Source organism: Lentzea xinjiangensis (genome assembly GCF_900110955.1).
GTDB classification, from domain to species: domain Bacteria; phylum Actinomycetota; class Actinomycetes; order Mycobacteriales; family Pseudonocardiaceae; genus Lentzea; species Lentzea xinjiangensis.
Map to the genome: position 1 here is coordinate 113,976 of NZ_FOFR01000021.1, position 26,435 is coordinate 140,410.

Sequence of the window (26,435 nt, forward strand, 5' to 3'; positions counted from 1 at the left end):
CCCGGATCGCTCGCCCGGTCAGGCGAACCCGACCGGGCGAGCGACCGAGGTGCCGCGGCTCAGCGACCGGCGGCAGCGGAGCGCGGGATCGGGCCGACGTGGGCGTGACGGCCCGGCAGCTTCGCCGCGTGCCGCTGCCCCGGACCCGGTCCCCGGCGGGCGGCCAGCGCATCGGCCACGGCTCCCGTGGCGAACGCGTAGACCGCCTTGTGCAGCACGTCGACCAGCAACTCCTTGCGGGGCCACGTCTGCGGCGGCGCGCCGACCCCGGTGGCGTTCTCCAGGATCTGGTCGTTGCTCAACCGCACCACGGTGAACATGGCGGAGGCGACCGGCCCCCGCATCCCCGCGTTCGCCATCAGCGACCGCACCACACCCGCCAGCGCACCCTGGCCGAAGTGCATGGCGAGGTTCACCGGTCGCGGCTGCGCACCAGGACGCTCCGCCATCCCGGTCAGCCGCTGCAGCACGCGGGCGGGCACGTGGGAGTTCCGGCGCCCGGTCAACCGCTGCTCGATCTTCTCGCCCACCGTCATCACGGCCGCTCCGGCCAGTCCCGCGGCCAATCCTTGCCACAACGCGCGTTTCACCATGGTTCGCGAATACCCGGGCACCTCCCGTCCAACCGCGCCATCGGTGCCGGTGCACCGCCGGCGGGAGCAGTGCCCTCCTCTGTGGACGGTCAGCCCGCCGGCCAGGCGATGGTGGACAGCAGCGCCAGCTCGGCCTGGCGGGAGTCGAGGCGGCTGTGCTGGACGACGACGGGAACGTCGCTGCGCAGCACCGTGGCGAAGTCGGTGTCGCGGGGAACCGGTTCAGGGTCGGTGAGGTCGTTGAACCGCTGGTGCACGGTGCGGCGCGCGGGCACGGTGACCTCGTACGGGCCCACCGGCTCGCGGTCGGAGAAGTACACGGTGATCTCGACGTGCGCGTCCGTGCCGGACGTGTTGAGGATGCACGCGGTCTCGTGGCTCAGCAGCGCCGGGCTGTCGCCGTGGCCACCGGAGGGGATGTGCCCCTCCGCGATCACCCAGGTGCGCTTGCCCAAAGCGTCGTCCATGCTCAGTTCCCGTCTGGTTGCAGCAACAAGGCTTGTTCGGGGAGGACCGCACCGGAGTGCGGTTCGCCCTCGCCCGCGCGATCACTGGCCACGAGCACGCGCCACCGCCCGTCCAGCGCCACGTCGACGGCGTGGTCGGCGAAGTTGACCGCGGTCACCCGCTCGTCGTCGTCGCAGCGTCGGCGGTAGGCGAGCACGTCCGGCGAGGTGTCCACCTCCTCGATCGCTCGAGTATCTCAAGATGCCGATTCGTGCGGTTGTCCAACCGCGGGACCGGCGCAGAGACGGAGCCGGTCGAGCGCGGGAGCTCCGGGGCGCCAGCACCCGATACCCACCTTCAGCCCGATTCCACATCTCAGCGCGCGGTGGACTGCCTAGGTCGGGTACCGGAGGTGGAACGGGCGGCTCCCGTCGAGTGTGCCGGTCACCGCTGTCACATCTGCTGTCCGGAAGGGCGCCCACTCGAGCCCGATCGCACGGCGCCGACCCGAGGGGTCGGCCACGACCAGCTCCGCCCGCGCCCGGTGGGAGGTTGTCACCGTGAGCCGGCCGGAGACGGCGGCATCCGCCACGAAGCGCACCCCGTCCAGCGTCACGGTGCCGGGACCGGGGAACTGGAGCGTGCCGCCGCGCAACCCCGGTTCCTCGGTCAGTCTGGAGGTGGCAGCCCCGTTGGGGTTGCGCCGTGCCAGCGCGTCCACGGCGGTGGCGACGGCCGCGGTGACCAGGGCCCGTTCCGGCCCGGCGAGTCCGCCCACCGGCACGCGAGGAAGGCTTTCGCTCGTGACCGGGAACGAGCCGACCGCCCGGTAGTTCTCGGCGGTGCAACCGTTGCGCTGTCGAAAGCGGTCCGGAGCCCGCAGGAACGACCGCATGGTCTCGGTCGCGCAGTCCCAGTAGGGACCGGTGAAACCGGCGACGGCGCCGAGCGTCGGGGTGTGCCCGCCGAACCGGTTCACAAGGCTCCTCCCGAGGGGGAAGCGTCGCGCGATGTCGACCGCGTTGGTCGCGGGCGTGGCAACGTCCAGTTCCCCGCCGATGGCCAGCATGGGCACCGCGGGATACCTGGGCTGCGCCGGCACGGGCGGGCTCTGCCGCGGCGTCGGCCAGTTCAGACACCACTGCGTTTCGTTGCCGTGGGTGGCGTTGAGCACCTCGTCGGTGCTGAACGGGGCGAACGGCTTCTGCTCGGCGTACACCGCGTCGAGTTGCTGTCGGCGTTCCTCCGGTGTGGCCGTACGGTCGTACGGGTAGACGGCGTCGCCACAGACGTAGGCGAGGTAGCCGGCGACCGTCGGATCCGGGGCGGTCTGCGGTTGTCCGGTCACCGCGCCGCCCGTGAAGGTTCGCGCCAGCCGGCGCAGGGGTGCGGGGTCCCCGGCCAGATACGCCGCGGCGGCCGCGGTGAGCTCCCGGCCGACCGCGGGTTCGACCGCCTGCTGGGGCAACCGCAGCAGGCTGAGCAGTGGCACGGCGGGGTCGGGGTGCTTGCGGAGGTGGGTCACGAGGTCGGCCCACGTCTGCTGCGGCACGCCCGGCAGGGCCCGGCACGAGCGCGATGGCCGGCAGACCACGTCCAGGTTTCCCAGATCCGGGTGCACCGGCCGGCCCAGCGGCGACCGCACGTATCCGTCGGCGCCGACCCGCATCACACCGTCCAGCAGCACAGCGCGCGTGCGGTCCGGAAACCGGGTGGCATAGGCGTGGCCCCACACCGTGCCGTAGGAGGAGCCGTACACACTGACCACGCGTACGCCGAGAGCCTGACGAACCGCGTCGAAGTCGGCGACCGCCTGGTCGGAGGTGAAGTACCGGGCACGGGATCCCACGTGCCGGGCACACTCCGCGATCGAGTCCGGCCGGCCGAGATCACCGGTCGGGCACAGCAGCGGTGTCGACTCGCCCAGTCCACGCGGATCGACGATCAGCATGTTCTGGCGGTCCAGCACCGAGCCCAGCGCCTGGCGGTAGAGCTCGGTCATGGGCAGCGCAGCCGTCGGTCCACCGGGGATGGCGAGCACGGTCCCCTCCGCCGGCCGGGAACGGTCGCGCCGCGGGAGCCAGGCGAAGGACACGCTGATCCTCGCCGAGCCGGGGTCGGTCCAGTCGAGGGGCACCTCGACTCGGCCATCACAGCGTTGGGTCGCTGTGGCGCACTCGTGGGCGACCGGCGGCACACCCGCCCCGGCGGGCGTCACCGCACCGATCGCGAACAACGTGACCGTCGCACCGAGAATTCCGGCAGTTGTGCTGCGCATGTCGTCCCCTTCGCCAGAGCCGATCTGCAGCGAGGCGCGGCGCCTGATCAGAGCGCGTACCCGTGTGCAGTCGAGCTTGCCGCCCACACTGGGAACTCGAACCCCCGATTCCCGGCGCCTTGTCGATGGTGCCACGGCTGAACGCGATCGCGCCCCTGTCCGGGTCGCAGACGCCGATTTCCCCGCCCGCCTGCTCCTGGCGGTTCCAGGACCACGGCCGCAGTTCGCAGTGCGCCTGTCCAGCGAAGTACTTCGCCGCCGTGCACAGGAAGATCCAGTTGCGCAGCGTCTCGTGGTCGCCCCTGAGGTCGTCGGCCACCGACTTGATCGTCGCGCCCGGCCGGGACCGGTGGAGCGCGACCGCCTCGACCCGGAACTTCGGCGGGTAGTGCTCCATCACCACCTGAACGGCACTCCTGTCCACCCGAGCCCTCGGGGGCCAGGTGCGTCCGGTGTCCAACATCCGGGGTCAAGGCCTGGGTGCGTGTCCGAAAGCCGGCTCCTCCTCCGCTGATCAACGCCCCCTCACGGCACGGGTGGTGCCGCGATGGAGCAACTTCTCCTGCGCCTCGCGTGCTCCGAGAAGGTTCCGACCGCGGTAGAGCGCGAGTACCCGAAGCCAGTGTTCACCAGCTTTCCCGTGCTCGCCCAACCGGTCGTGGACGTCGCCGATGCCCGCGTGGGCGGATGCCTGCTCCTGGCGGTGGCCGGCATCAGTGGCCACCGCCAGGGCGTTGCCGTAGTGGTCGAGGGCGTGGAGGAGAAGTCCCGCAGCTGCCTGGGCGGCGGCCAGCGAGTTGAGGTTTTCGGCGATCAACTCCGTGTCGCCGACGACGCGAGCGAGCTCCGTCGCCTCCTTGTGGAGGCGCAACGCCTGTTCGTGGTTCCCACGCCGAACGTGCACCACGCCCAGCATCCGGAGCGCATCACTTTCCAGTGTGCGGAACCCCGCTTCCCGAGCAAGGGTCAAGCCGAGCTGGACGTGGTCCGACGCGCTGTCGAGCCGGCCCGCGTGCAGGTCCACCCTCGACAGGCAGAGCAACGCGTTGCACTCAAGGTGCTTGGCACCCTTCTGCCTGCACAAGGGGATTATCGTCAAGAGGTGCGACAACGCCTCGTCGGCGCGGCCGAGGGCCACCAGATTCCGGGAGTGGTTGATGGTGACCGCGCAGTGCAAGTACCACCCGTCATCGGCGTCGGTCAAGGTGAGGGCTTGTTCGAACCACCGCCCTCCCTCGTCCAGTTCGCCCTTCTTGCTGTACACGCAGCCGAGGAAGCTGAGCGTGGCGACCTCGAACGCCCGTTCGCCGGTGCGGCGGAACGCGGCCAGCGCCCATTCCAGGTGGCCCATCGCGTCACCGTCGCAGCCCAAGCGGGACAGGGTGGCGCCGAGCACGCGTCGCGCTTTGGCTTCCGCGCACTCGTCCCCCAGCGCACGGGTGGCGTCGAGTTCACGCGTGTGCAGGGTCATCGCGTCGTCGTTGTAACCTCCGGTGTCGAGGTAACGCCAGATCGTCTGCGACAGGTGGATCACCGCCGCCGGGCCGCCATGCCGGCTGATCTCCACCAGGTTGGTCCGCTCGTCGTCGAGCCACTGCCAGGCGTGTTCGTAGGTCGTGAAGGACGGCGTTTCCCCGTCGAACCGAGGCGGCTCCGGCCTGCGGGCGTAGTCATCTCGAGCGATCACGTCCATCGCCTTCGAAGCCGTGAACAGGTAGCAGCCGACGAGCCGGTCCAGAGCGGCCTCCCGCTCGGCAGCGCTGTCAGTGGACGCCGCGAGTTCGGCCGCGTAGGCGCGTAGCAGGTCATGAAGCCGAAAACGGCCGTCGGAGGACGAATCGATCAGATGTGCCCGCCGCAGCGCCTGCAACGCGCGGCGCGTGTCCCGCAGTCCGGCTCCGGCCAATGCCGCCGTTGCGTATTCGTCGACGTCGTGCCCGGGGTGCAGCCCGAGCAGGCGGAAGGTCCTGGCCGTGCCGGGGTCGAGCTGCCGATACGACCAGGAGAACACCGCGCGCACAGCGGTGTGCGGATCACCGTCGATGTCCAGCACGTCCAGCACGGCCTGTTGAGCGGCGAGTTCGTCGGCGAATCGACCGAGACCGCGTCCAGGCCGCGACCGGACCAGCTCAGCGGCGATCCGCAAGGCCAGCGGCAGCCGGGCGCACCGCCGCACCAGCTCACGAGCGGCTTCGGGTTCGGCGTCCACCCGGTCGTCGAGCAGCATCTGGAGCAGGAGGTGCGCGTCCTCGTTCGGCAGCCGTTCCAGGTGCAGGCGGTGCGCACCCTCCCGGGCAACCAGGCCGGCCAGCGCGTTCCGGCTGGTCACCACCACGAAGCACGACGAACCACCGGGCAACAGCGGGCGCACCTGCTCCACGGTGCGGGCGTTGTCGAGCACCACCAACATCCGACTCCGCGCGGTCAAACTCCGAAACCGCGCGGCGCGCTCGTCGAGGTCGTGCGGAATCGCCGCACCGTCCAAGCCCAGTGCGCGCAGGAACCCGGCCAGCGCGTCCTCCGGCGTCACCGGCTGTTCGGGACCGTATCCACGCAGGTCCACGTACAGCTGGCCGCCGGGAAACCTCTCCCGCGCCCGGTGCGCCCACCGCACCGCCAAGGCCGTCTTGCCCACACCGGCGGTTCCTGCCACAGCCGTGATCACTGCACCCGGCTCGGTGACGAGCAGGCCGTCCAGTTCCTCGAGTTCAGCTTCCCTGCCGACGAACCCGAGGACGTCCATCGGAAGCTGGGCAGGCGCGGTCGCGGCTCCCCCACCGGCGCTCGGTTCGAACGCATCTCCGGCGAGCATGCGCCGGTGCAGCTCGCGCAACTGCGGCCCCGGCTCCAAACCCAACTCGTCGACGAGCGTGTCCCGCGCCGTGCGGTAGGCCTGCAACGCCTCCGCTTGCCGTCCCGCGCGGGACAGCGCGATCATGAGCAGGCCGTGCAGCCGTTCACGCAGGGGGTGCTGCCTGACCAGCTCGGCCAGTTCACCGGTGACCGCCACGTTCGGGTCGCAGGCCAACTCGGCCTCGTAGAGCGCCTCCAGCGCGGTCAGCTTGAGCTCGGCCAGCCGGTGTGCCCAGTCGGTCAGGACAGGGACGTCCACATCGCCGAGCGGTTCGCCCCTCCACAGCTCCAGGGCTGACCGGAGCAACGTGACCGCCACTTTCGGCTCCTCGGCCGCGACTTCTCGTGCCTCTTCGAGCCGCGACGCGAACCGCTGCGCGTCCAACTCCCCGTCCAGCACCGTCAACCGGTACCCCGCTGGCCCGAGCGTCAGCCGATCCGCCTCGGCGAAGACGTTCCGCAGCCGGTGCACGTGGAGCTGCAACTTCTGCCCGGCTCGGGGATCACGCCGATCACCCCACATCGTCTCCGTCAGCGCGTCCACCGACACCGGTTGGTTGGCGTGGTAGAGCAGCACGCCGAGCAGAGTGCTCTGCAACCGTCCCGGCGACATCGCGCCCCGGTTCCCCACCTTGATCAGCATTGGGCCCAACACCTGGAACTCCACCGCACACCCCCGCTGTCCGCCCCACGTCCAGTCTGGCGCAGCCGCCCAGGTAGTGGTGGTCCGAACAGACGTACGACGTTTGGCGCCGAAGGCCGCGACCGGACGGTCCGTCCCCGTCCGAACGACGCGCTCGCCCGGCACTTTCCCGGTCGTGAAACCGGGGTGAAAGCGCCGGGCCGGATCGTCACCGGCAGACGAGTTCCCGGATTCGCTCAGCAGGAGGTAATCGGATGAGGCGATTGCGCATCAGCGCGATGAGGCCGGCCGTGGCGGTGGCCGCCGCGGGCTCACTCATCGTCGCGGTCACCGGCGGCGCCCAGGCCACGACCCCGGATGTGAGCGTGCAGGCAGAGATCACGCAGGTGCTCGAACGGACCGCGGGAGGCGTGCAGATCAGCCCGAACCAGATCGCCTGGCAGGACGGGAGGGTGGTGCTCACCATTCCGCTTGCCGGCGAGAAGCCAGCCCGTGCGGCGGAGGGCTCCGTGGCACCGCTGGGAACGAGGAACTGCACCAAGTACTGGACCTGCCTCTACGAGCACAAGGACTATGAAGGACGCAAGCTGTCGTTCACGGAGTGCAACGAGATCCAGGACCTGAGCGACTACGACTTCAGCGACAAGACCTCTTCCTGGCACAACAACCAGAGTTCGGGCACCAAAACCCGCGTCTACAACTGGACCGGATCGTGGTCGGGGATCTGGACGACCGGTGGTGCGGAATCGTGGTCTTCCTACGTCGGTGCTGCGGACAACGACAAGGCGGACGGCATCAAGGCCTGCTGAGCGCCCCGGCGGCCGGTCGCCTCGCCGCGGGCCGGCCGTGAACCGCGCATCATCGTCCCGGAGGATCACATTGCGGAAGTGCGCAGTGAGTTCTTCTCGATGAAAGTCAGCGCCAGGTGATGCGGTGCTTGTGCTTCCCCGACCACCAGAGGCCGTGCCCGTTCGGTCCCTGGGGGAGCGATCGGCGGAGATGACGAGACCGTCGAGGTCGAGGCGTGGGAGGCCGGCGCTCGTGGCTTCGGGACACCCGACGCCATCACACGGCATCGCCGATCTTTACCGGAAAGAGCCAACGAGCCCACCGGTCGTCTCCCGTGCGATTTCACGGATCCGCCTGTCCGGCGGTATCCGGCTCACAGAACGAAGGGAGATTTTCCTGAGAGGTGAGGGCGAACCCATCACGATGTTCGTTGCAAGACGTCCTTGAAGTCGCGAGAGGAACTTGACATGCTCAAAACAAGGCAAAGAATCGGCAGTGTGGTTGCGATTGCGGCGATGGCGGCAGGAGCGGTGTTGTTCACCGCGACTCCGGCATCCGCACTGGGGAACAACCGCACCGTGGAGCGCAGTTGCGGCAAGAACTACGTATCCAGCGGGCACAACGGCAGTACCACAACAGGTCACAGCTGGGCGCAGACCAAACGGCAGTCGGGTACTTGCGCCGGCAGGCTCAGCGCTGCGCTGGAGCGCAACGACGGCTACTGGTCACAACGGACCTACGGTGACCGCAACGAAGCGTACGCCACAGCTCGGTTCAACAGCCGGGCCATGCACGGCTTGCATTGGGGCTGCGACGACTGCAACGTGACCCGGAGTTGACGTGCGACGGGCACTTCTGGTGATCGGCCTGCTGGTTGTCGTCGCGATCACGGCATGCGCCACGTCGGACGAGGGGCTCGGTGATCGGCGGGTGCCCGTCGGCGGTCCGCCCGCCGCGCAGTCCTGGGCACTGGACGATGACACGGTTACCGATGCGGAATACCGAAAGGCCGTGGACGACTTCGTCCTGTGCGTGCGCGCCGCAGGCTATGCCGTCACCGACCCCGCGCTCAGTCCGGTCGACGGCCTGAGCTTGATCTACAGGATCACGCCAGCCGGCGATCCGGCTGCCTACAACGACATCGTGCAGACGTGCAACATCGGCACTATGTCCCACATCGAACCCCGCTACGTTGAACCACGCCACCAGCGGATGGACAACAGGCTGCGCCCCGTTGTCGCCGGCTGCCTCCGCGATCGCGGTATCGCCACCAGCGGGCAGGAGGAGAACGTCGTGGACTTCGACGCGCGCACCGAGAACGACGACCTGCTCATGGAGTGCGTGCTCCACGCGGTGAACGAGGTCTTCCCGGAACTGCCTGATGTGATCACCATCCGAAAGTGACACCCGCTCGGTCCATCGACGACGTTCTGACCTGCGCCGCTTCTACTGACGGATGACGTTATTGGCCTTCACACGCCAGCCGCACTTGGCAACTACGTGCGTTTCCGCTGGTAGTGGCTCTTTCTGACACGGTAGTGGTGGCGGCGCCAGTGGGACCGGGGGCCTGCCCAGTTCTCGGTGGAAGGGCCCGTTTCCGAGCTTGAGCAGGTGAGAGCCCTCTGGTGCGCAGATGGGGGAACTCCTGGTAGATCGGACGCTGTCGCGGCGCCGCTCTGCCAGGAGTTCCTTGTTGTCGTGCTTGACGCCCGCGGACGGTGTCACCGCGAGTGCCCGATGTCAGTGGGCCGAGTTGGACCCGCTGTTGCCCGGCCTGGCGTGCCTGGCCGGGAGGGGAGGTCTGGACCGAGGCCGGTGTGGCCGCGGCTGCACGAGCCGTCGTCGGCGAAGTTGCGGTCGACGGGTCCGTTGGACTGGTCGCGGGCGGCGGTGGATTCCTCGTCGGTCAGGGCGGTGAAGGGCGGCTGAAAATCCGTCCGAGCCCGGTTGACCGTGCCCGGACGGGTTCGAAGCACCACCTGATCACTGACGACGGCGGTGTGCCGCTGGCCGTGACGCTGACCGGCGCCAACCGCGACGTCACCTAACTGATGCCACTGCTCGACGCCGTCCCGTCGGTACGTGGCCGACGAGGCCGCCCTCGGCGCAAACCTCACCGAGTCTGCGCTGACCGGGCCTACGACCACGACAAGTACCGCAAGCGAGTCCGTGCCAAGGGCATCCGGCCGTTCATCGCCCGCCGCGGCGTCGAGGGCGAAGATCGTCATGTGGTCGGAGAACGCGGCCTACGTCTCCGGCGCCGGTCTGCCCTCGCTCCTCTCGCAGGCACAGCGCGTCGCCCGCGAGGAGCAGATCTAGCTGCTCGTCGCCGACAACGTCTACCTGCCCACCCCGCGGGACAGCCGGGACGAAACCCACTTGACCGGCCCTGACGGTGCTGTCCTGTGGACCTACCAGAAGTCGCACCCGGTCCCGGGTCTGGAGCCGTACCGGCCCGGCACCGGCGTCGCCCCGGTCGTCAGCACGCCTTACGGCCGCCTCTCGAGCGTGATCTGCTACGACGCTCACTTCCCGTCGATGATGCGCGCCGATGCCGACATCATGCTGGTGCCCGGCGGCGACTGGCCGCAGATCGGTCACGTGCACTCCGAGATGGCCGGCCTGCGCGCCATCGAGAACGGCTACTCACTCGTCCGGCAGGACTACGTGTCGGCTGGTCGGTGGCGTTCGACAGCCAAGGCCATGCGCTGTCCTCTCAGAACACCTTGGTCGATCAGGACCAGTGGCTGGTCGACGTGCCGATCCACGGCGTCACCACCCCCTACCGCGTGATCGGGGACGCCTTCGCCTGGCTGTGTCTGGCCGGTGCGGCCGCCCTCGTCGGTTTCGGTGTCTTCCGGCGGCGGCCTCCGGCGTTCGCACCGCCGGAGCGCGCCACCGGGCGGGAGCCGGAATTCGTGGCACGTTAGGCGGCGGTGGGAACCCGCCACCACCACAGGCCGCTCAGGACAGCCGTTCGAGATCGAGAACAGTGCACTCCTGTCGCTCGGCGACGCGCGCGGTACCGCCTAGCGGTGCTGCGCGCGCCGCCGCCGAAGCCAACCGCGCGCAACACGATCGGGTGGTGCTTACGACCCGGCAGTCCGCTCCTCGACCCCGCTCCGGTGCCGATGACCGCTGCTCCGTTTGCCCTCGGCGCCGCCGGGTAGACCGCCGCCATGAGCACGAATGTCCGAGTGATGTCCATGGCCGATCACGAGTACGCCGCCGAGGTGCACGAAGGCGCGGAGACGACCACGCACCACGTCGTGCTGACCGAGGACTTCCTCGACGACCTCGCACTGCCGGAGTTCGACGGCGCCGCGCTGGTCGAGGAGATCCTGCGGTACCTGCTCGACCGGGAGCCGAACACGTCGGTGCCGCGCGAGCTCGACCCCGCCGCGCTGGTGGGCCGGGACGCCGAGTTCCTGCCGGAGCTGCGGCGCCGCATGGGCGCGGAGTGAGAACCTCGGCATGCGCATCAGCCGCAAGCCGACCGGCGCGAGGTTCTTCGAGCTCTTCGCCGAGATCGGGACGAACATCGGTGCCGGCGTGGAGGTGCTGCGCGAGTACGTGCGCGCGCCCCACGACCGGCGCCCCGAGCTGGCCGCGCGGATGCACGCCCTGGAGAACGTCGGTGACGACGCCACCCACGCGATCATCGAGCACCTGGACCGGTCGTTCGTCACGCCGTTCGACCGCGAGGACATCTACCGCCTGACGTCCAGGCTGGACGACGTGGTGGACCACATGGACGCCGCGATCGACCTCGCCACCCTCTACCGGGTGGGTGAGCTGCCCCGGGGCGTCGAGACGCTCGTGGACCTGCTGTGCCAGGCTGCCCGGCTCACCGCCGACGCGATGCCCCGGCTCGCCGAGCCGCAGCGGCTGACCGACTTCTGGGTGCAGGTGAACCGCCTGGAGAACGAGGCCGACCAGGTCTACCGGCGGCTGCTGTCGGAGCTGTTCGACGGGGAGCGCGACGCCCTGGAGGTCATGAAGCTCAAGGACGTCGTGGACGAGCTGGAGGCCGCCGCCGACGCGTTCGAGCACGTGGCCGACGCGGTGCACTCGATCGCGGTGAAGGAGTCCTGATGCTCACCGCCGGGCTGGTGCTCGTGGTGGTGCTCGCCCTGAGTTTCGACTTCACCAACGGTTTCCACGACGCCGCCAACGCCATCGCGAGCGCGGTCTCCACCCGCGCGCTCACCCTGCGCGCCGCGCTCGCCCTGGCGGCGGTGATGAACCTGGTTGGCGCGCTGCTGGGCACCGGCGTCGCCGTCACCATCGCCTCCGGGCTCATCGACACCCCGGTCGGCGACGACGCCCTGCACGTGGTCACCGCCGCGCTGGCCGGCGCCATCGCGTGGAACCTGCTCACCTGGTACTTCGGCCTGCCCTCGTCGTCGTCCCACGCTCTCGTGGGCGGTCTGGTCGGTGCCGCGCTCGCGTCCGCGACCACCGTGCACTGGGCAGGTGTGCTGGAGAAGGTCATCATCCCGATGGTGGTCTCCCCCGTCGTCGGCCTGCTGCTCGGCTACGCGGTGATGACGGCGATGATGTGGGCGTTCCGCAACGCCAACGCGCACCGCGCCGGTCGCCTGATGCGACGCGCGCAGGTGTTCTCCGCGGCGAGTCTCGCGCTGGGTCACGGCCTGCAGGACGCCCAGAAGAGCATGGGCGTCATCGTGCTCGCGCTGGTGGTGAGCGGGCACCAGGACACGTACTCCGTGCCTCTGTGGGTGATCGTTGCGTGTGCGCTGGCGCTGTCCGCGGGCACGTACTCGGGCGGCCTGCGGATCATGCGGACCCTGGGCAGGCGCATCTTCCACCTGACCCCGCCGCACGGTTTCGCCGCCGAGCTGTCGGCGTCCTCGGTGCTGTACCTGACCGCGTTCGTGTTCCACGCCCCGATCTCCACCACGCACGTGATCACTTCCGCCGTGATGGGCGTGGGCGCGACCACCCGCCGCTCCGCGGTGCGGTGGTCCGTGGCCGCCGACATCGCGAAGGGGTGGGTCCTCACCCTGCCCGCCTCGGCCGCCGTCGCCGCCGCGGCGTACGGCGTGGTGTCGTTGCTCTGAACCGGCACGGGAGAGAACCGGCCGGTGACAGCCGTGTCCCTCCGTGCCGGGTGTCCCGAGCGACTTCGACCTCAGGCCGTTGCCGGGGCGTCCGCGAACCGTTCCGGCGCGTCGACCAGCCGCCAGTCCTGCGGCAGGCCTTGGACCTCGGCCGCGGCACCGCGGGCGGTGATGTCCACAGTGGCCGGTCCGAGCCGCAGCTCCTTCAACCGGACCTCGCCCCACGCGGCCGGAAGCGCGGGGCGAAGCGCCACGGTGCGGCGCGGGACGTGCGGGTCCAGTCCGAGGAACGACCGGACCAGCAGCACCGGCGCCGCGCTCGCCCAGGCCTGGGGTGAGCACGACGTCGGGTAGGGCACCGGCGGCGAGAACTCGTCGCGGGAGAAGCCGCAGAACAGTTCCGGCAGCCGTGCGCCGAACGCGGCAGCGGCGTCCAGGACGCCGGTGGCCAGCCGATGTGCCAGCGGGACCGCGCCGTCCAGGTGCGCGTACCGCAACAGCCCGGCCACGGCGATCGCCGTGTCGTGGGGCCACACCGAGCCGTTGTGGTAGCTCATCGGGTTGTACGCGCCCATCGACGCCGACAGCGTCCGCAGGCCGTAGCCGCTGTCCATGTCCTTGCCCGCCAACCGTTCGATCAGCACGGCGGCGTGTTCGTCGGGCACGATGCCGGTCCACAGGCAGTGCGCCACGTTGCTGGTCAACGCGTCGACCGGGCGCTTCCGGCCGTCGAGCGCGATGGCGTACCAGCCCTTGTCCGGCAGCCAGAACCGGTCGGCGAACCGCTGCCGCAGCTCGTCCGCCGCGGCCCGGCAGCGCGCCGCCGTCGCGGTGTCGCCGAAGTGCTCGGCCATCTCCGCCCGCGCCCGCAGCGCCGCGTACACGTAGCCCTGAACCTCGCACAGCGCGATCGGGGTGTCGGCGATCCTGCCGGTGGCGTCGTTGACGCCGTCGAAGCTGTCCTTCCAGCCCTGGTTGGCCAGCCCGCGGTCGGTGGCCCTGCGGTACTCCACGAAACCGTCGCCGTCGCGGTCGCCGTACCGCTCGACCCACCGCAGGGCGGCGTCGGCGGCGGGCAGCAGGGACCGGACGGTCTGCTCCGGTGCGCCCCAGCGCCAGCACTCCGCCAGGAGCATCACGAACAACGGCGTCGAGTCCACGGTGCCGTAGTAGTGGCTGCCGCCGAGCACCCTGGCGCTGTCCGGCCCCAGGCGCAGCTCGTGCAGCACCCGGCCGGGTTCCTCCTCCGTGATCGGGTCGACCTTGGTGCCCTGCAGGTCGGCGAGCGTCTGCAGGGTGCCCAGACCGAGTCCCACGTCCAACGGCAGCGCCATCCACGCGGTGAGCAGGCTGTCGCGGCCGAACAACGTCATGAACCACGGTGCCCCGGCGGCGACGAACGGCCGGTCGCCGCGCGCCTGGTCGTGGATCTGGAGCGCGCCGAGGTCGCTTTCGGTGCGCTGCAACACTTGGGTGAGCACGGCGTCGTCCGCGGCGATCACCGTGCTGGCCTCGCGCCACTCCCTGATCTTGCGCGCGGGACCGCTGCTCTCCAGCCCTTCCCCGCGGTGGAACTGGGGCTGCACCCTGCGGTTCGCGAGCGTCGGCTGCGCGACGACCTCGGTCGTCCACCGCTGTTTCGCCGGAACGACCACCCTCCAGGTCAGCGCGCCGGGCGTGACCAGCGGGTCCGCCGTCGCGGACACCGACATCCCGCGCGCGCCGTTGCCGCGGTCGGTCAGCCGCAGCTCGTCGCCGATCACGGTCAGCTCGCAACCGCCGTGCCCCCGGCCCTCCTTGACGGCGAACAGGTCGGCGAAGTCGGCGTCGACGTGCAGCGTGATCGTCACGGCACTCGCCTCGCGCCCCAGGTTCTGCAGCGTGATCGTCTCGCGCAGCCCGTCGCCGAGCAGGCGTTCGCGCGTCACCAGCAACGTGCTGTCGGCGTGCCCGAGCTGGGGCGGGCGGCGCAGCACGAACCGGGACGCGAACGCCTCCTGCGCGATCACCGACAGCGGGTGCTGCGGCTGGCCGTCCAGCCGCAGCTCCCAGCGCGACACCACCCTGGCGTCCCGGAAGAACAGCCCCTGCGCCCCACCGGGGCGGATGTCGCCGGTGGGGTCCGAGATGCAGAACGTGCTGCCCTCGACCAGGGTGACGACACCCGCGCCGACGACCGGCACCGGCTCGGTGCCGTTGAACGCCTGCGGCGCCCCGTCCGTCATGCGACCTCTCCAGCGGCTTGCAGGCCGGCGCGTCCGCCGTCGTACACGCGGTCGAGATCGCGGTCCAGGGCCGGGTAGTCGCGGCGGAGCTGCTGCAACGACGACCCGGCGGAAGACTCGATCGCGGCGCGGTACGCCGCCTCGTACCCGGCGCCGAGCTCGTCGGTGCCGAAGTGCTGAGCCACGTGCTCGCGGCACTTCGCCGGGTCGATCGCCCGCACCGCCTCCAGCGCCGAGGGCAGCTCGCTCTCGTCGTCGAGCACCAGACCGGTGACCCCGTGGACGACGACTTCCGGCACCGCGCCGCGCCGCAGCGCGACCACCGGCGTGCCGCAGGCCATCGACTCGATCATCACCATGCCGAACGGCTCCTCCCACTGGATCGGGAAGAGCAGGCAGCGCGCCGACGCCAGCAACGCGCGCTTCTGCCTGGCGTCGGCCACGCCGAACACCCGGTCGTTCTCGGTCAGCCTCGGCCGGACCTCGCGCTCGAAGTACTCCTTCTCGACCGGCTCCGCGCACTTGCCGGCGAGCACCAGTGGCAGACCGGCCGCGTGCGCCGCGTCCAGCGCCAGGTGCGGCGCCTTGTCCGGGTGGAATCGGCCGAGGAACAACGCGTAGTCCTGCTTGTACGGGTCGAACGGCCAGTCCGGCACGCGCAGTGCGTTGTGGACGGTCGCGACCCAGTTGAGGTCCGGTGCGAGCTCGCGCTGGCGGTCGCTGATCGCCACCAGGCTCACGTCGTCGCCGAGCTCCCGGTAGAAGCGGTGCATGTCGTCGTCGACGGGACCGTGCACGGTCAGCACCGTCGGCAGCCCTGTCGCGCGGTGTCCGGCCGCGTTGAGCGCACCGCCGAAGGTGTGGTCGTGCACCACGTCCACGCCCTCGCGGCGGGCCAGCTCCGCCACCGCGCGGCGGCTGGCCAGCGCGTGCATGATCTCCGGGTACGGCTCACCCAGCCGTTCCGGCACCGTGCGGTCCCACACCGGGACGAACCCGGCCGAGGTGCCCGGCTGTCCGGCTCCGATCAGGGTGACGCGGTGACCGCGGTCGACCAGCGCGTCGGTGAGGTCGGCGACCACGGCCTCCACCCCGCCGTAGGCCTTGGGCGGGACGTCGAAGTAGGGCGGAACGATCATGGCGATCCGGAGCGGCCGGTTGGGCGGCGTCGGCGAGACGCCAGCGGAAGGCAGGCTGCTCAAGAGATCCTCCTCGAGCTACGAGCACACCACCATTAGCACTCTCTGGCATTGAGTGCTAACAAGAGTTGATCACGCGAGGCAAGTCGAAGAGACGGGCGTCACACCTTCGGGGCGTCCGGTCCCGCTTCCGGGGGAGCCGCTTGACACGTTTTCCGGTGCGCGCTAGACAAAAGTCGTCGCGGCCGGACGCCGGTCGGTCCGGAAGTGGTCGAGGTGCGTGGTGGCGCCACCCGTCCTTGCCGGTCCACTGTGGACTTCCGTCGACGAGCCGCCGGCCCGCAGCGGATCACCGCCCGCACGTGTTCCAGGAGGTTGGTCGTGGACTTCGACAAGCCCGTGCCGGACGCGCTGGACCAGCAGCGGTTCGCCCGCCCCCAGGACGCCGCCGAGGACGAAGAGCTCGAGCACCTCACCATCGGAGAGGCTGACCCGGCCGATGTCGTCGACCAGCACCGGGTGGCACCGGTGGAACGTGAGCCGTGGCCCTGACGGTGGCACCGCGCCCGGTCGACGCTCCGCACGCCTCCCGTCGCATCGCCGGGGCGGCCGTCAGCGGCTTCCCGGCGGCCGCCCGGCCGCCCGGGCGGTGGAGCGGCCCGGCCGCGAGGGTGAGGCGGTGTCCGTGTCGGCGCCGTTGTCGGCCTGGCGTTCGGTGCGGCCGATCCCGTGCCAGTCCAGGCAGAGCACGGTGGCGTCGTCCTGGAGGTGGTCGCGGCAGGCACGCCTGACGGCCCTGGTCGCCGCCCGCACCACCTCCCTGGGGTGCAGCGCCGCGGTGTCGCGCAGCAGGGCGGGCAGGTCGACGCTGCCGGCGTCCCGTTCGACCATGCCGTCGGTGAGCAGCATCAGCCGGTCCCCCGGCCGCAGGGCCAGCCGTTGCACCCGGTAGGGATGTGGCTTGACGCCGAAGAGCAGGTCGATCTCCAACACGAGCGGCTCCACCACACCGTCGCGCAGCAGCAGCGGTGCGCAGTGCCCGGCGTTGACCAGTTCGACGGCTCCGTCGCTCAGGTGCACGCGCACCAGCAGCCCGGTGGCCAGTGATCCCTGGCGGTGCTCCAGCAGGGCGCTGTTCGCCTGCCTGGCCTGCTCGGCCAGGCCCTCACCTGCCCGGCGGGCCCTGCGCAGCGCACCGACCAGCAGGGTCGCGGTCATCGCGGAGCCCACGTCGTGACCGACGGCGTCGGTCATCGACAGGTGCAGGACGTCGTGGCCCACGGCGTAGTCGTAGGTGTCGCCGCCGATGTCGTGGGCGGGCACCAGGGCGCCCGCGACGGTGAACTGGGCCGCCTCGCAGCAGGACGCCGTGGGCAGCAGCTGGTGCTGGATCTCCGCGGCCAGGCTCATCGCCGTGGTGCGCCGGCCGGAGTGGTAGAGGTCGGTGAAGCGGCGGTCGGTGACGATGACGTAGGCGAGTGCGTGCGCGGCTTCGCCCAGTTGCGCCAGCACCTCCTCGTCGAGCGAAGGCACGGTCACCTCCAGCACGCCGACGCAGTCGCCGCGGTTGGTCACCGGCAGCACCACCCGCACCCCGTCGCCGTCCGGCTCCTGCCACGGCCGCTGGGTGCGCAGCACCTCCTCGTAGGCGCTGTCCCGCAGATCGACGCTCTCCGCGCCGCCCGCGCCGAGCTCGCGCGTGGTCGAGGCCAGCCGCACGAGCTGCTCGTCGCCGACGTCGATCAGCAGGAACGACACGGCGAAGGCGTCGAACCGCTTAGCCAGATCGCGCGCGACCACCTCGACCGATTCCACCGGAGGTGCGCTCTCGGCCGCTGCCAGCACATCGCCGGGTCGTAGCAGGGCACCGTCCACGGCAACCTCCGAGCAGTCGGGGACACACCCTAACCGCACCGTCCACGTGGCCGGTCGCGACCAGGTCACCGACGGACGTCGGTTCCGGTCACCCGAGCCGGTCGCGGCGGCGCGTCAGCCAGGCGATCTCGGCGGTGTTGCCGGCCAGCTCGACGGCCCGGTCGTAGGCCGCGCGCGACTGCCGGCTGCGGCCCAGCCGGCGCAGCAGGTCCGCACGGGTGGCGTGGTAGGCGTGGTAGCCGGCCAACGGCTCGGCGAGCCGGTCGACGAGGGCCAGCGCCACCTCCGGACCGTCGAGCTCGGCCACGGCGACGGCCCGGTTGAGGGCGACCACCGGGGAGGGGTCGAGGCGGACGAGCCGGTCGTAGAGGGCGAGCACCTGCGACCAGTCGGTGTCGCGCATGTCGCGGGCGGAGGTGTGCACGGCGTTGATCGCGGCGAGGACCTGGTAGCGCCCTGGGGCCACCCCGGCGGCGGCAGCGGTCAGGCGTTCGCGCACCAGCCGGTGGCCCTCGGCGATCAGGTCCGCGTCCCAGGCCCCGCGGTCCTGCTCGTCGAGCGCGACCAGCTCGCCGCTCGCGGAGACCCTGGCGGTGCGGCGGGCCTCGGTGAGCAGCATCAGCGCCAGCAGCCCGGTGACCTCACCGTCGTCCGGCAGGAGCGCGCGGACCAGGCGGGTGAGGCGGATCGCCTCGGCGGTCAGGTCCTGCCGCACGGGGCCGGTGCCGGGACCGGTGGCCAGGTAGCCCTCGTTGAAGACGAGGTACAGCACGGCCAGCACGCCGGACACGCGCTCCGGCAGGTCCTCGGCGGACGGCATCCGGTACGGGATGCGCGCCGCCTTGATCTTGGCCTTCGCGCGGGTGATCCGCTGCCCCACGGCACCTTCGGCCACCAGGAAGGCGCGGGCGATCTCCGGCACGGTCAGACCGCCGACCAGGCGCAGCGTCAGCGCCAGGCGGGCTTCCGGCGCGAGCGCGGGGTGGCAGCAGGTGAAGAGCAACCGCAGCCGGTCGTCGTCGACGGCGCCGAGGGGCTCGGCCGGGGTGTCGCCGTGCACGATCCGCGCCTCCCTGTGCTTGTCGTCGCGCTTGCTCTCGCGCCGGATCCGGTCGATGGCCTTGCGGACGGCGGTGGTGGTCAGCCAGGCGCCGGGGCAGGGCGGCACGCCGTCGGCCGGCCACCGCTCCACGGCGGTCGCGAACGCCTCCGCGGCCGCCTCCTCGGCGATGTCGAGGTCACCGAACCGCCTGGCCAGGGTGGCGACCACCCGGGCCCACTCGCCGTGGTGGGCCCTGGTGACCGCCTCCGCGACGTCGTTCACAGGAACGGCCGGACCTCGATCTTGCGGTCGCAGACCCGCGACGCCTCGGCGGCGAGGGCGAGTGCCACGTCCAGGTCGGGGGCCTCCCACACCCAGAGGCCGGCGAGGTACTCCTTCGACTCCACGAAGGGCCCGTCGCTGACCACCGGCCGCTCGCCCCGGTTGTCCACGACCGTGGCGGTTCCGGTGTCGGCGAGCCCGCCCGCGAAGACCCAGTAGCCCTCGGCGATCAGCCGTTCGTTGAACGCGCTGATGGCGGGCCGGCGGTCCGTGCTGCCGGGGTTGCTCTTGTCGTCGATGACGGAAACCAGGTACTGCATCTGCGGATCATCCCCTGCGGTGTCGGGAAAGCACTGATCTGTGGTCGGGGACTTCAGGCTGTCGCGTACCGCGGCCGCCCGGCGGGCCGGTGGACCCCGATCGTCACGCCCTTCGAGTCCACTCGCGACTCGACCAGGTCGAGCGCGAGGTCGCGGCCGGTCTCCGGGAACAGCCTCGTGCCCTGGCCGAGGACCACCGGGACCACGATCAGGGTCATCTCGTCGATGAGGTCGTTCTCCAGCAGCCACCGGACCAGGACGCCGCTGCCGTGCACCTGCAGCTCACCTCCCGGCTCGGCCTTCAGCTCCCGCACGGCTGCCGCGAGGTCGCCGGTCAGCACGGTGCTGCGCGGCCACACCGGATCGGCGAGCGTGGTCGACGCGACGTACTTGGGCCTGGTGTTCAAGGCCCGCATGACGGGCTCCCAACCGGGGACGTCCTGCTCCGCCAGGGTCCCCCACCAGCCGGCGAACAGCTCGAAGGTGCGCCGGCCGAACAGGAACGCCTCGGCGCGCCGGTAGGTCTCGTTGATGAACGCCCATGTCTCGTCATCCCCCGCATTCCGCGCCCAGCCGCCGCGCTCGAACCCGTTCCTGCGGTCGTCGGACGTGGCACCGTTTCCCTGCATCACCCCGTCGAGGGTGACCTGGGTCATGGTCGTCAGCTTCACGGTCGTGGTTCCTCCGCTCGGCGCCGCCCCCGGTGGACGGTCTCACCCGTGCTACGAACGCCACCGCCCCGATCCGACACCCCCTCCCGAATTCGTTACCGGAGCCACCAGTCGCGCACGGGGTCTCCGGCGTCGCGGTGGTCGCTCGGACGGCGTCACGGCCTCGTCCGCGGCCGCCGGCGAGCGCGCGGCAGCGGGTGGGCCTCTCCTCCGGCGACCACGGTGGTGCTCAGCCGGCCGATGCCCTCCACGGTGAGGGTGACGACGTCACCGGGCCGCAGCGCGGGCCGGTCGAGGCCGCGTCCCCACAGCTCCGCCAGGCATCCGCCGTTGCCGCAGGTGCCGGACGCGAGCACGTCCCCCGGACGCACCGGCGTCCCGCGCGAGGCGTAGGCGGTCATCTCCTCGAACGTCCAGCTCATGTTCGACAGCAGGTCCGAGCCGACCACCTCGCCGTTGACCTCCGCGGTCAGCGCGAGGCGCAGCAGGCCTTCCCCGTCCCGCCGGGACTCGAGCTCGTCGGGGGTGACGAGCCAGGGCCCCAGGGTGGTCGCGCCGTCCTTGCCCTTGCACGGCCCCAGGCCCACCGCCATCTCCGCGGTCTGCAGGTCGCGCGCCGACCAGTCGTTGCAGATCGTGTAACCGGCGATGTGGTCGCGGGCCTGCTCGGGCGTGAGGTCGCGGCCCTCTCGCCCGATGACGGCGGCGACCTCCAGCTCGAAGTCGAACCGTTCGCAGCCCGGCGGCACGGGCACGTCGTCCCGCGGGCCGAGGACGGCGTGCGGGCTGGTGAAGTAGAACGTCGGTGCGGCGTACCACTGCCCGGGCACGCCCGCTCCTGCCCGCATCCCCTCCACGTGCTCCTCGAAGGTGACGAAGTCCCGCACCGACGGCGGCCGGAGCGGCGCGAGCAGCCGCACCGCCGAGACGTGCGGTCCCGGCGGTGCGGAGAGCGCGGCCGCGCCCGCGGCGGCCAGGTCACCGAGGACCTCGGCCAGCGATCCCGCGTCGACCGGGTGGAGCAGGTCGTCGGCGTCGAGCACACCGGCTCGTTCGTTCCCCTCGTACGAGTACGTCGCGAACCTCATGGCGTCACACCGGCGGTGCGACGAAGCAGCCGCGGTCGGGGTCGTTGAACGACTCCTTGGCGACCAGCTCGTTCATCGGGTTGGCCGTGCCCCACTGGTCGGCGACCTCCGGCTGCGAGAGGTCGTAGACGTGCGGGTGCCAGGCGTCCTCGTCCAGTTGCTCCAGCTCGGTCGTGTACTCGACCGTGTTGCCGTGCGGGTCGAAGAAGTAGGAGAACGTGTTGTCGCCCGCGAGGTGCCGCCCCGGCCCCCAGATCTTGCGGACACCGGCGCGCAGCAGGCGTCCGGTGCCGCGCATGTACTCGTCGATGCCGCGCATCTCGAACGAGATGTGGTGCAGCGAGGTGTGCGGTCCCCTCGCCAGGGCCAGGCTGTGGTGCTGCGGGTTGATGCGCATGAAGTGCATGAGCTCCCCCATGCGGGGCGAGCTGAGGGTGTCCGACAGCGCGAACGACAGGTGCTGTTTGTACCACGCGCGGGTGCGGTTGAGGTCGGGCGAGTTGAGGACGACGTGGGACAGCCGGACGGGGATGGCTTCCTTCTCCTCGATGCGGCGGTGCCGGCGCGTCTCCACCTCGGCGGAGACCTCGACCGTGCGCCCGTCGACGTCGAAGAACCGGAACCCGTAGCCGCCGCCGAGCGTGCCGAGCTCGCCGGGCGTGCTGATGAGCCGCACGCCCGCGGCGATGAGCGAGTCCGCGAGCGCGTCGACGTCGCCGGTGTCCGCGGCGCCGAAGGCGATCAGGTCGAGGCGCTTCTCCTGCGCCTTGCGCAGGCGGACCACGTACTGCTCGGGTGATCCCTCGGCGGCGAGGAAGCTCAGGCCCGTGTCGTTCGCGACCTCGGTGAGGCCCCAGACCCCGGCGTAGAACTCGCGCTGCTCGTCGTAGTCGGGCACCGCGAGGTCGACGTGCCTGAGGTGGGTCAGCAATCGCCTGGTCACCGGTTCTCCTCCAGGTTGAGCAGGGCGGCGGCGGTGCCACCGCGGATGGCGTGGAAGTCCGAGTCGGACAGGGCTGATGCGCGCAACGCCGCCACCGGGTCGTCGGCCCCCATGTCGAAGGGGAAGTCCGAACCGAGCAGCACGCGGTCCGGCCCGGCGACGCGCACGAGCTCGCGCAGCACTCCGGCGTCGTGGACGAGCGAGTCGAAGTACAGGTTGTGCCGCAGGTAGTGGCTGGGCGGCCGGGCGCAGCCCTGGGCGTCAGGCCGTGCGTGCCACGCGTGGTCGGCGCGCCCGATGTGGGTGGGCAGGTACCCACCGCCGTGCGCGGCCACCACGCGCAACCGCGGATGGCGGTCCAGCACTCCCGAGAAGACGAGGTGGGACAGGGCCACGGCGTTCTCGGTGGGCTGGCCGACGCTGTTGGACAGGTACCAGCGGTCGAGCCGTTCGTCCAAGGTGCACCCGAAGGGGTGCAGGAAGACGATCGCGCCGGTCTCCGCGGCCCGCTCCCAGAACGGCTCGTAGGCCGGGTCCGACAGCTCGCGGCCGGGAGCGTGGCTGCTGATCTCCACGCCGGCCAGTCCCGCGCCCAGGGCGTGGTCGAGCGCCTGCACCGCCTGGTCCGGGTGCTGCAACGGCACGAGCCCGAGGCCCCGCAGGCGACCGGGCGCCCGTGCGCAGTGCTCGGCGGTGGAGGTGTTCGCCGTCTCCCACACCGCTCGCGCCAGCTCCGGACCGGCCCAGTAGTGGTAGTGCGACGGCGACGGGCTGACGAGCTGCACGTCGACGCCGGCCGCGTCCATCGCCGCGAGCCGGTGGACCACGTCGGTCAGCAGCCGCAGCCTGTCCCTGACCATCGCGCCGCTGACGGACAACGCCTCGGGACCGTTGCGGCGGGCGTCGAGCTCGCGGGCCGCCGCGTGCCCCTCGACCCCTGCCACGAGGCGGTCCACCTCCGGGAGCAGGACGTGTGCGTGCACGTCCACGGTGGGCGCCGTCACGGTCGCGCCGCCAGAACCGCCATCGTGCGGCCGATGAGGCCGGGCACGTCGGCATCGCGGACGCCGTCGAGCAACCACTGTCCTAGTTGGACGGACGCGTCCACGACCGTGCGCACGCGCTCGTAACGGCGCTCCCGGTACGCGGTGAACACCTCGTCGTCCCACACGTCGTATGCGGCCAGCAGTTCAGCGAGGACCTGGCTGTCCTCCAGCGACATGGCGGCGCCTTGGGCGAGAGTGGGAGGGCAGGCGTGCGCGGCGTCGCCGACGAGCACGACGCGGCCGCGGTGCCACGGACCGTCGACCAGCAGGCGGTCGAACCACGAGTAGTTCACCACCGCCGGGTCGGTCAGGGATTCCTGGATCTCCACCCACGGCCCGCCGTAGTTCTTCGCGAGGGCCCGCATCTCCTCGGCGTAGGCGGACCTCGGGATGCCGGTCCGGTCGCGGTCGGCCTCCACGAGGTAGGCGTAGGCGGTGTCGGGCCCGGTCGGACAGCACCCCGCGATGAAGCACGGTCCGCCGTAGATCATCTGCGTGTGCTCCACCCCGGCCGGACGTGGCACCGGTGCTCGCCAGATGGCCATCCCGGTCGGCACCGGCACGTCGTCGATCCCGATCATGCGCCGGGTCGCCGAGTTGATGCCGTCCGCGCCGACGACCAGGTCGTACCGCTGCCGCACGCCGTCGGAGAACAGCACGTCGATCCCGTCGTCGTGCTGGTCGAAGCGGCTGGCCGTGAGACCGAGCCGGACCGCCGCCCCCGACGCGCGAACGGCGTCGATGAGGATCTGCTGGAGACGGGGGCGCTGCATCCCGCAGGTGGCGGGCAGCCCCGCCCCGCCGATGGGGGCGGTCGCCTGCACCGCGAGGACCGCGCCGGCCGGGTCGAGGATGCGCACGTCGTCGAACGGGAACCCGTCGCGCAGGACGTCGTCGAGGACGCCGACCTCCCGCAGGACGCGCAACGCGTTGGTCTGCAGGGTGATGCCGGAGCCCGCGGTGGCGTTCCAGTCCGGCTTGGCCTCCACGAGGTCGACGAGGTGACCGTCCCGGCGGAGCAGGACGGTCAGCGCGTTCCCGGCGGTACCACCACCGAGGACGAGGACGGTGCGGGGCATGGCTGCTCCTCGTTGTTGCTTGACGGCGTCACTTGACGGCGATCGGGTTGACCGGCGAGCCGACGGCACCGGTGATGGGCAGCGGCGCGGCGGAGAGCCAGAACTCGTGGACCCCGTCGCGGGCGCAGTCCTCCGCCAGCGCCTCCAGGTCCCACATCTCCCCCACCAGCAGGCCGATGTGCGGGATGACGACCTGGTGCAGGGGCTGGAACGCCTCGGCGAACTCGTTGGGCCGGACCTCGAACCCCCACGTGTCCGTGGCGATCGCCGCGATCTCGCTGCGGTGCAGCCACTCCGCGGTCGTGAACGACAGACCGGGCGCCGGACCTCCCGCGTAGTCGCCCCAGCCGTCGCGCTTGGCGCGGGCGAGCTGCCCCGTGCGGACGAGCACGACGTCACCGCGGCCGACCGCCACCCCGTGCGTCTCGGCCGTGGTCACGAGGTGGGCCTCGGTGATGGCGAAGCCGTCCGGCAGTTCGCCACCACCGACGACCCGTCCCACGTCGAGCAGCACGGCCCGGCCCGCGACGTGGGCCGCCATGTGCTCGATGCCGGTGACCAGGTCGCCTTGGGAGGTGACGGTGGTGGCCGCGTCCCGGCCGTTCCAGGCCCGGCCGTGGTCGAAGATGTGCCCGAGACCGTCCCATTGGGTGCAGCACTGCAAGGGCATCGTGATCACGTCGTCGGCGCCGCCGATGCCGTGGGGGAAGTCCTGCAGGCCCGCCGCGGCGTCGGTGCCCGTGTCGAGCATGGTGTGCACGGGGTTGGTCCGCCGCCGCCAGCCCTTCTGCGGTCCGTTCATGTCGAACGGCAGGGACAGCGAGAAGCTGTCACCGCGCCGCACCAGCGCTGCTCCCTGCCTGCGCTTGTCCGGCGTGAGGTGGTTCAGCGTGCCGAGCCGGTCGTCCTCGCCCCACCGGCCCCAGTTCGAACAGCTCCGCGCGGCGGCGGCGATGGCGCCTTCCGGGTCGTCGCGGTTCACCGCCGCTCCTCCCCGACGCAGGTGGTGCGCTGCGCGCCCAGGCCGGTGATGGTCGACTCCATGACGTCGCCGGCGCGCAGCAGGCGGCCGTGGTGGATGCCGTTCCCGGCCGGGGAACCGGTCAGCACGACGTCGCCCGGTAGCAGGCGTGCCGTCTGCGAGGCGTAGGAGACGATCCGCGCGACGTCGAAGATCATGTCCTTTGTGGACTCGTCCTGCATGACGACGCCGTTGAGGCGCAACGTCAGCCTCAGGTCCATCGGGTCGGGGACGAACTCGGCCGGCACCACGAACGGCCCCAGCGGGGTGAAGCCCGGAGCGTTCTTGGCGCGGAACCAGTCGGTGCCGATCTCCTTCATGTCCGGGCGGAACACGTGGTCGCGCGCGGTCAGGTCGTTGGCGATCGTGTAGCCGGCGACGTGCTCCAGCGCCCGGTCCACCGGCACGCGGTGCGCGGGCCTGCCGATCACCGCCACCAGTTCGAGCTCCCAGTCGGGTTGCGTGGTCCACGCCGGGAGGACCACGTCGTCGTACGGACCGGTGATCGCCGAAGGCAGGCCCGTGAACACGTACGGCTGGTCGTCCCGCGCGCGGCGGTCCATCAACGCCGCCGCGCGTTCGCGCGCCTGCTCCTCCGTCTCGGCCGAGTCCCCGGCGCGGTGCGCCACGACGAGGTCGATGACGTGCCGGCGGTAGTTCGCGCCGGACTGGACCACCTGCCGCGGCTCGACCGGTGCGTGCACCCGCAGGCCGGCGAGCGGCCGCCAGTCCCCGTTCCGGTCACCGGCCAGATCGCGCAGGACCGGCAGGACCTCGTCCCAGCGGTCCAGGACGGCGGTGGTGGAGGCGGGCCGCCACGCGAGTGCTGTGCCCAGGTCCAGCACGCGGTCCTCGACGACCAGGCCGGGGAACCGCGGCTCGCCGCCGTCGGAGAAGGTGCCCAGTGCGAACCGGACCGGTTGCGGGGGTGTTGCCATGACGTGTCCTCCCGTGGTGTGAGGACTACTGTGACCGGCGTCAAACAATCACGGAAATGAATGTTCTAGATGCTTTCCA

The 26,435-nt window shown here is 71.2% G+C and carries 27 protein-coding genes and 2 pseudogenes; 11 read left to right on the plus strand and 18 right to left on the minus strand.

The annotated features are described in order from the left end of the window. Nucleotides 1-59: 59 nt before the first annotated feature. From BMW88_RS33170 to BMW88_RS33195, 6 genes and pseudogenes are all read right to left on the minus strand, one after another. On the minus strand, nucleotides 60-593 hold the full coding sequence (locus BMW88_RS33170) for a hypothetical protein (RefSeq protein ID WP_089958665.1): 534 nt from the start codon (nucleotides 591-593) through the stop codon (nucleotides 60-62). A gap of 89 nt (nucleotides 594-682) precedes the next feature. Further along, nucleotides 683-1,060 (minus strand): sensory rhodopsin transducer, encoded by a 378-nt coding sequence (locus BMW88_RS33175; protein ID WP_089958667.1) that lies wholly within the window; start codon nucleotides 1,058-1,060, stop codon nucleotides 683-685. A 2-nt stretch (nucleotides 1,061-1,062) separates the two neighbouring features. Continuing rightward, entirely contained in the window at nucleotides 1,063-1,275 is a 213-nt protein-coding gene (locus BMW88_RS33180) for a DUF3459 domain-containing protein (RefSeq protein ID WP_177221537.1), read from the minus strand. A gap of 159 nt (nucleotides 1,276-1,434) precedes the next feature. After that, nucleotides 1,435-3,318, minus strand: a complete 1,884-nt coding sequence (locus BMW88_RS33185; RefSeq protein ID WP_143116387.1) for an alpha/beta fold hydrolase — start codon at nucleotides 3,316-3,318, stop codon at nucleotides 1,435-1,437. 283 nt (nucleotides 3,319-3,601) lie between these two features. Continuing rightward, nucleotides 3,602-3,781, minus strand: a pseudogene (locus BMW88_RS44645) (hypothetical protein); the annotation flags it as partial. Nucleotides 3,782-3,832: 51 nt separating this feature from the next. Next, complete coding sequence (locus BMW88_RS33195) at nucleotides 3,833-6,814, minus strand: AfsR/SARP family transcriptional regulator (RefSeq protein WP_089958676.1); 2,982 nt, start codon at nucleotides 6,812-6,814, stop codon at nucleotides 3,833-3,835. Between the two features lie 290 nt (nucleotides 6,815-7,104). On the opposite strand from BMW88_RS33195, the gene BMW88_RS33200 reads away from it, so the two are divergent. From BMW88_RS33200 to BMW88_RS33235, 10 genes and pseudogenes are all read left to right on the plus strand, one after another. After that, a complete protein-coding gene (locus BMW88_RS33200) occupies nucleotides 7,105-7,623 on the plus strand; it encodes a peptidase inhibitor family I36 protein (protein ID WP_177221538.1) in 519 nt (172 codons plus the stop codon). Nucleotides 7,624-8,070: 447 nt separating this feature from the next. Further along, nucleotides 8,071-8,442, plus strand: coding sequence for a hypothetical protein (locus BMW88_RS33205; protein WP_177221539.1), 372 nt, complete (start codon nucleotides 8,071-8,073; stop codon nucleotides 8,440-8,442). Nucleotides 8,443-8,461: 19 nt separating this feature from the next. Next, a complete protein-coding gene (locus tag BMW88_RS33210; protein WP_089958680.1) occupies nucleotides 8,462-9,007 on the plus strand; it encodes a hypothetical protein in 546 nt (181 codons plus the stop codon). A gap of 362 nt (nucleotides 9,008-9,369) precedes the next feature. After that, nucleotides 9,370-9,837 (plus strand): annotated as a pseudogene (locus tag BMW88_RS43685) (transposase); the annotation flags it as partial. After that, a complete protein-coding gene (locus BMW88_RS42380; protein ID WP_177221540.1) occupies nucleotides 9,773-9,922 on the plus strand; it encodes a hypothetical protein in 150 nt (49 codons plus the stop codon). The pseudogene BMW88_RS43685 and the gene BMW88_RS42380, both read left to right, overlap by 65 nt. A gap of 60 nt (nucleotides 9,923-9,982) precedes the next feature. Beyond that, the gene (locus BMW88_RS44530; protein WP_089958684.1) at nucleotides 9,983-10,396 is read left to right on the plus strand and encodes a nitrilase-related carbon-nitrogen hydrolase; all 414 of its coding nucleotides are present in this window, start codon (nucleotides 9,983-9,985) and stop codon (nucleotides 10,394-10,396) included. Then, nucleotides 10,285-10,533: a hypothetical protein gene (locus BMW88_RS42385; RefSeq protein ID WP_177221529.1), complete on the plus strand. Its 249-nt coding sequence runs from the start codon at nucleotides 10,285-10,287 to the stop codon at nucleotides 10,531-10,533. Before BMW88_RS44530 ends, BMW88_RS42385 begins: the two co-directional genes overlap by 112 nt. Nucleotides 10,534-10,782: 249 nt before the next feature. After that, on the plus strand, nucleotides 10,783-11,067 hold the full coding sequence (locus BMW88_RS33225) for a hypothetical protein (RefSeq protein ID WP_089958686.1): 285 nt from the start codon (nucleotides 10,783-10,785) through the stop codon (nucleotides 11,065-11,067). Nucleotides 11,068-11,077: 10 nt separating this feature from the next. After that, on the plus strand, nucleotides 11,078-11,698 hold the full coding sequence (locus BMW88_RS33230) for a DUF47 domain-containing protein (RefSeq protein ID WP_089958689.1): 621 nt from the start codon (nucleotides 11,078-11,080) through the stop codon (nucleotides 11,696-11,698). Beyond that, a complete protein-coding gene (locus BMW88_RS33235; RefSeq protein ID WP_089958691.1) occupies nucleotides 11,698-12,687 on the plus strand; it encodes an inorganic phosphate transporter in 990 nt (329 codons plus the stop codon). Before BMW88_RS33230 ends, BMW88_RS33235 begins: the two co-directional genes overlap by 1 nt. Before the next feature lie 71 nt (nucleotides 12,688-12,758). On the opposite strand, the gene BMW88_RS33240 is transcribed toward BMW88_RS33235, so the two are convergent. Together BMW88_RS33240 and BMW88_RS33245 are read right to left on the minus strand one after the other, a co-directional pair. After that, complete coding sequence (locus BMW88_RS33240) at nucleotides 12,759-14,912, minus strand: amylo-alpha-1,6-glucosidase (protein WP_089958693.1); 2,154 nt, start codon at nucleotides 14,910-14,912, stop codon at nucleotides 12,759-12,761. Beyond that, on the minus strand, nucleotides 14,909-16,051 hold the full coding sequence (locus tag BMW88_RS33245; RefSeq protein WP_089958755.1) for a glycosyltransferase family 4 protein: 1,143 nt from the start codon (nucleotides 16,049-16,051) through the stop codon (nucleotides 14,909-14,911). Before BMW88_RS33245 ends, BMW88_RS33240 begins: the two co-directional genes overlap by 4 nt. A gap of 381 nt (nucleotides 16,052-16,432) precedes the next feature. Between BMW88_RS33245 and BMW88_RS42390 the strand changes: the two genes are divergently transcribed. After that, a complete protein-coding gene (locus BMW88_RS42390) occupies nucleotides 16,433-16,603 on the plus strand; it encodes a hypothetical protein (RefSeq protein WP_177221541.1) in 171 nt (56 codons plus the stop codon). A gap of 60 nt (nucleotides 16,604-16,663) precedes the next feature. On the opposite strand, the gene BMW88_RS33250 is transcribed toward BMW88_RS42390, so the two are convergent. The 10 genes from BMW88_RS33250 to BMW88_RS33295 form a co-directional block, all read right to left on the minus strand. Beyond that, nucleotides 16,664-17,866 (minus strand): PP2C family protein-serine/threonine phosphatase, encoded by a 1,203-nt coding sequence (locus BMW88_RS33250; RefSeq protein ID WP_245778223.1) that lies wholly within the window; start codon nucleotides 17,864-17,866, stop codon nucleotides 16,664-16,666. 148 nt (nucleotides 17,867-18,014) lie between these two features. Further along, nucleotides 18,015-19,250 (minus strand): RNA polymerase sigma factor, encoded by a 1,236-nt coding sequence (locus BMW88_RS33255; protein WP_089958697.1) that lies wholly within the window; start codon nucleotides 19,248-19,250, stop codon nucleotides 18,015-18,017. Next, on the minus strand, nucleotides 19,247-19,570 hold the full coding sequence (locus tag BMW88_RS33260) for a YciI family protein (protein ID WP_089958699.1): 324 nt from the start codon (nucleotides 19,568-19,570) through the stop codon (nucleotides 19,247-19,249). Before BMW88_RS33260 ends, BMW88_RS33255 begins: the two co-directional genes overlap by 4 nt. Before the next feature lie 53 nt (nucleotides 19,571-19,623). Beyond that, the gene (locus BMW88_RS33265; RefSeq protein ID WP_089958701.1) at nucleotides 19,624-20,241 is read right to left on the minus strand and encodes a dihydrofolate reductase family protein; all 618 of its coding nucleotides are present in this window, start codon (nucleotides 20,239-20,241) and stop codon (nucleotides 19,624-19,626) included. Nucleotides 20,242-20,396: 155 nt separating this feature from the next. After that, nucleotides 20,397-21,329, minus strand: coding sequence for a fumarylacetoacetate hydrolase family protein (locus BMW88_RS33270; protein ID WP_089958704.1), 933 nt, complete (start codon nucleotides 21,327-21,329; stop codon nucleotides 20,397-20,399). 4 nt (nucleotides 21,330-21,333) lie between these two features. After that, on the minus strand, nucleotides 21,334-22,272 hold the full coding sequence (locus BMW88_RS33275) for a VOC family protein (RefSeq protein WP_089958706.1): 939 nt from the start codon (nucleotides 22,270-22,272) through the stop codon (nucleotides 21,334-21,336). After that, the gene (locus BMW88_RS33280; protein WP_218148296.1) at nucleotides 22,269-23,261 is read right to left on the minus strand and encodes an amidohydrolase family protein; all 993 of its coding nucleotides are present in this window, start codon (nucleotides 23,259-23,261) and stop codon (nucleotides 22,269-22,271) included. The genes BMW88_RS33275 and BMW88_RS33280 overlap by 4 nt, the downstream gene beginning before the upstream one ends. 11 nt (nucleotides 23,262-23,272) lie before the next feature. After that, nucleotides 23,273-24,397 (minus strand): FAD-dependent monooxygenase, encoded by a 1,125-nt coding sequence (locus tag BMW88_RS33285; RefSeq protein ID WP_089958711.1) that lies wholly within the window; start codon nucleotides 24,395-24,397, stop codon nucleotides 23,273-23,275. A gap of 28 nt (nucleotides 24,398-24,425) precedes the next feature. Then, nucleotides 24,426-25,379 carry a cyclase family protein gene (locus tag BMW88_RS33290; RefSeq protein ID WP_089958712.1) on the minus strand — a complete coding sequence of 318 codons (954 nt, stop codon included), beginning with the start codon at nucleotides 25,377-25,379 and terminating at the stop codon, nucleotides 24,426-24,428. Next, nucleotides 25,376-26,356: a fumarylacetoacetate hydrolase family protein gene (locus BMW88_RS33295; protein WP_089958715.1), complete on the minus strand. Its 981-nt coding sequence runs from the start codon at nucleotides 26,354-26,356 to the stop codon at nucleotides 25,376-25,378. The genes BMW88_RS33290 and BMW88_RS33295 overlap by 4 nt, the downstream gene beginning before the upstream one ends. Nucleotides 26,357-26,435: the final 79 nt, after the last annotated feature.

Coding starts and splice junctions, on each gene's coding strand:
- BMW88_RS33170 (WP_089958665.1), bottom strand. CDS start 593: ATGGTGAAACGCGCGTTGTGGCAAGGATTGGCCGCGGGACTGGCCGGA.
- BMW88_RS33175 (WP_089958667.1), bottom strand. CDS start 1,060: ATGGACGACGCTTTGGGCAAGCGCACCTGGGTGATCGCGGAGGGGCAC.
- BMW88_RS33185 (WP_143116387.1), bottom strand. CDS start 3,318: ATGCGCAGCACAACTGCCGGAATTCTCGGTGCGACGGTCACGTTGTTC.
- BMW88_RS33195 (WP_089958676.1), bottom strand. CDS start 6,814: ATGCTGATCAAGGTGGGGAACCGGGGCGCGATGTCGCCGGGACGGTTG.
- BMW88_RS33205 (WP_177221539.1), top strand. CDS start 8,071: ATGCTCAAAACAAGGCAAAGAATCGGCAGTGTGGTTGCGATTGCGGCG.
- BMW88_RS33225 (WP_089958686.1), top strand. CDS start 10,783: ATGAGCACGAATGTCCGAGTGATGTCCATGGCCGATCACGAGTACGCC.
- BMW88_RS33230 (WP_089958689.1), top strand. CDS start 11,078: ATGCGCATCAGCCGCAAGCCGACCGGCGCGAGGTTCTTCGAGCTCTTC.
- BMW88_RS33235 (WP_089958691.1), top strand. CDS start 11,698: ATGCTCACCGCCGGGCTGGTGCTCGTGGTGGTGCTCGCCCTGAGTTTC.
- BMW88_RS33240 (WP_089958693.1), bottom strand. CDS start 14,912: ATGACGGACGGGGCGCCGCAGGCGTTCAACGGCACCGAGCCGGTGCCG.
- BMW88_RS33245 (WP_089958755.1), bottom strand. CDS start 16,051: ATGATCGTTCCGCCCTACTTCGACGTCCCGCCCAAGGCCTACGGCGGG.
- BMW88_RS33260 (WP_089958699.1), bottom strand. CDS start 19,570: ATGCAGTACCTGGTTTCCGTCATCGACGACAAGAGCAACCCCGGCAGC.
- BMW88_RS33270 (WP_089958704.1), bottom strand. CDS start 21,329: ATGAGGTTCGCGACGTACTCGTACGAGGGGAACGAACGAGCCGGTGTG.
- BMW88_RS33285 (WP_089958711.1), bottom strand. CDS start 24,397: ATGCCCCGCACCGTCCTCGTCCTCGGTGGTGGTACCGCCGGGAACGCG.
- BMW88_RS33295 (WP_089958715.1), bottom strand. CDS start 26,356: ATGGCAACACCCCCGCAACCGGTCCGGTTCGCACTGGGCACCTTCTCC.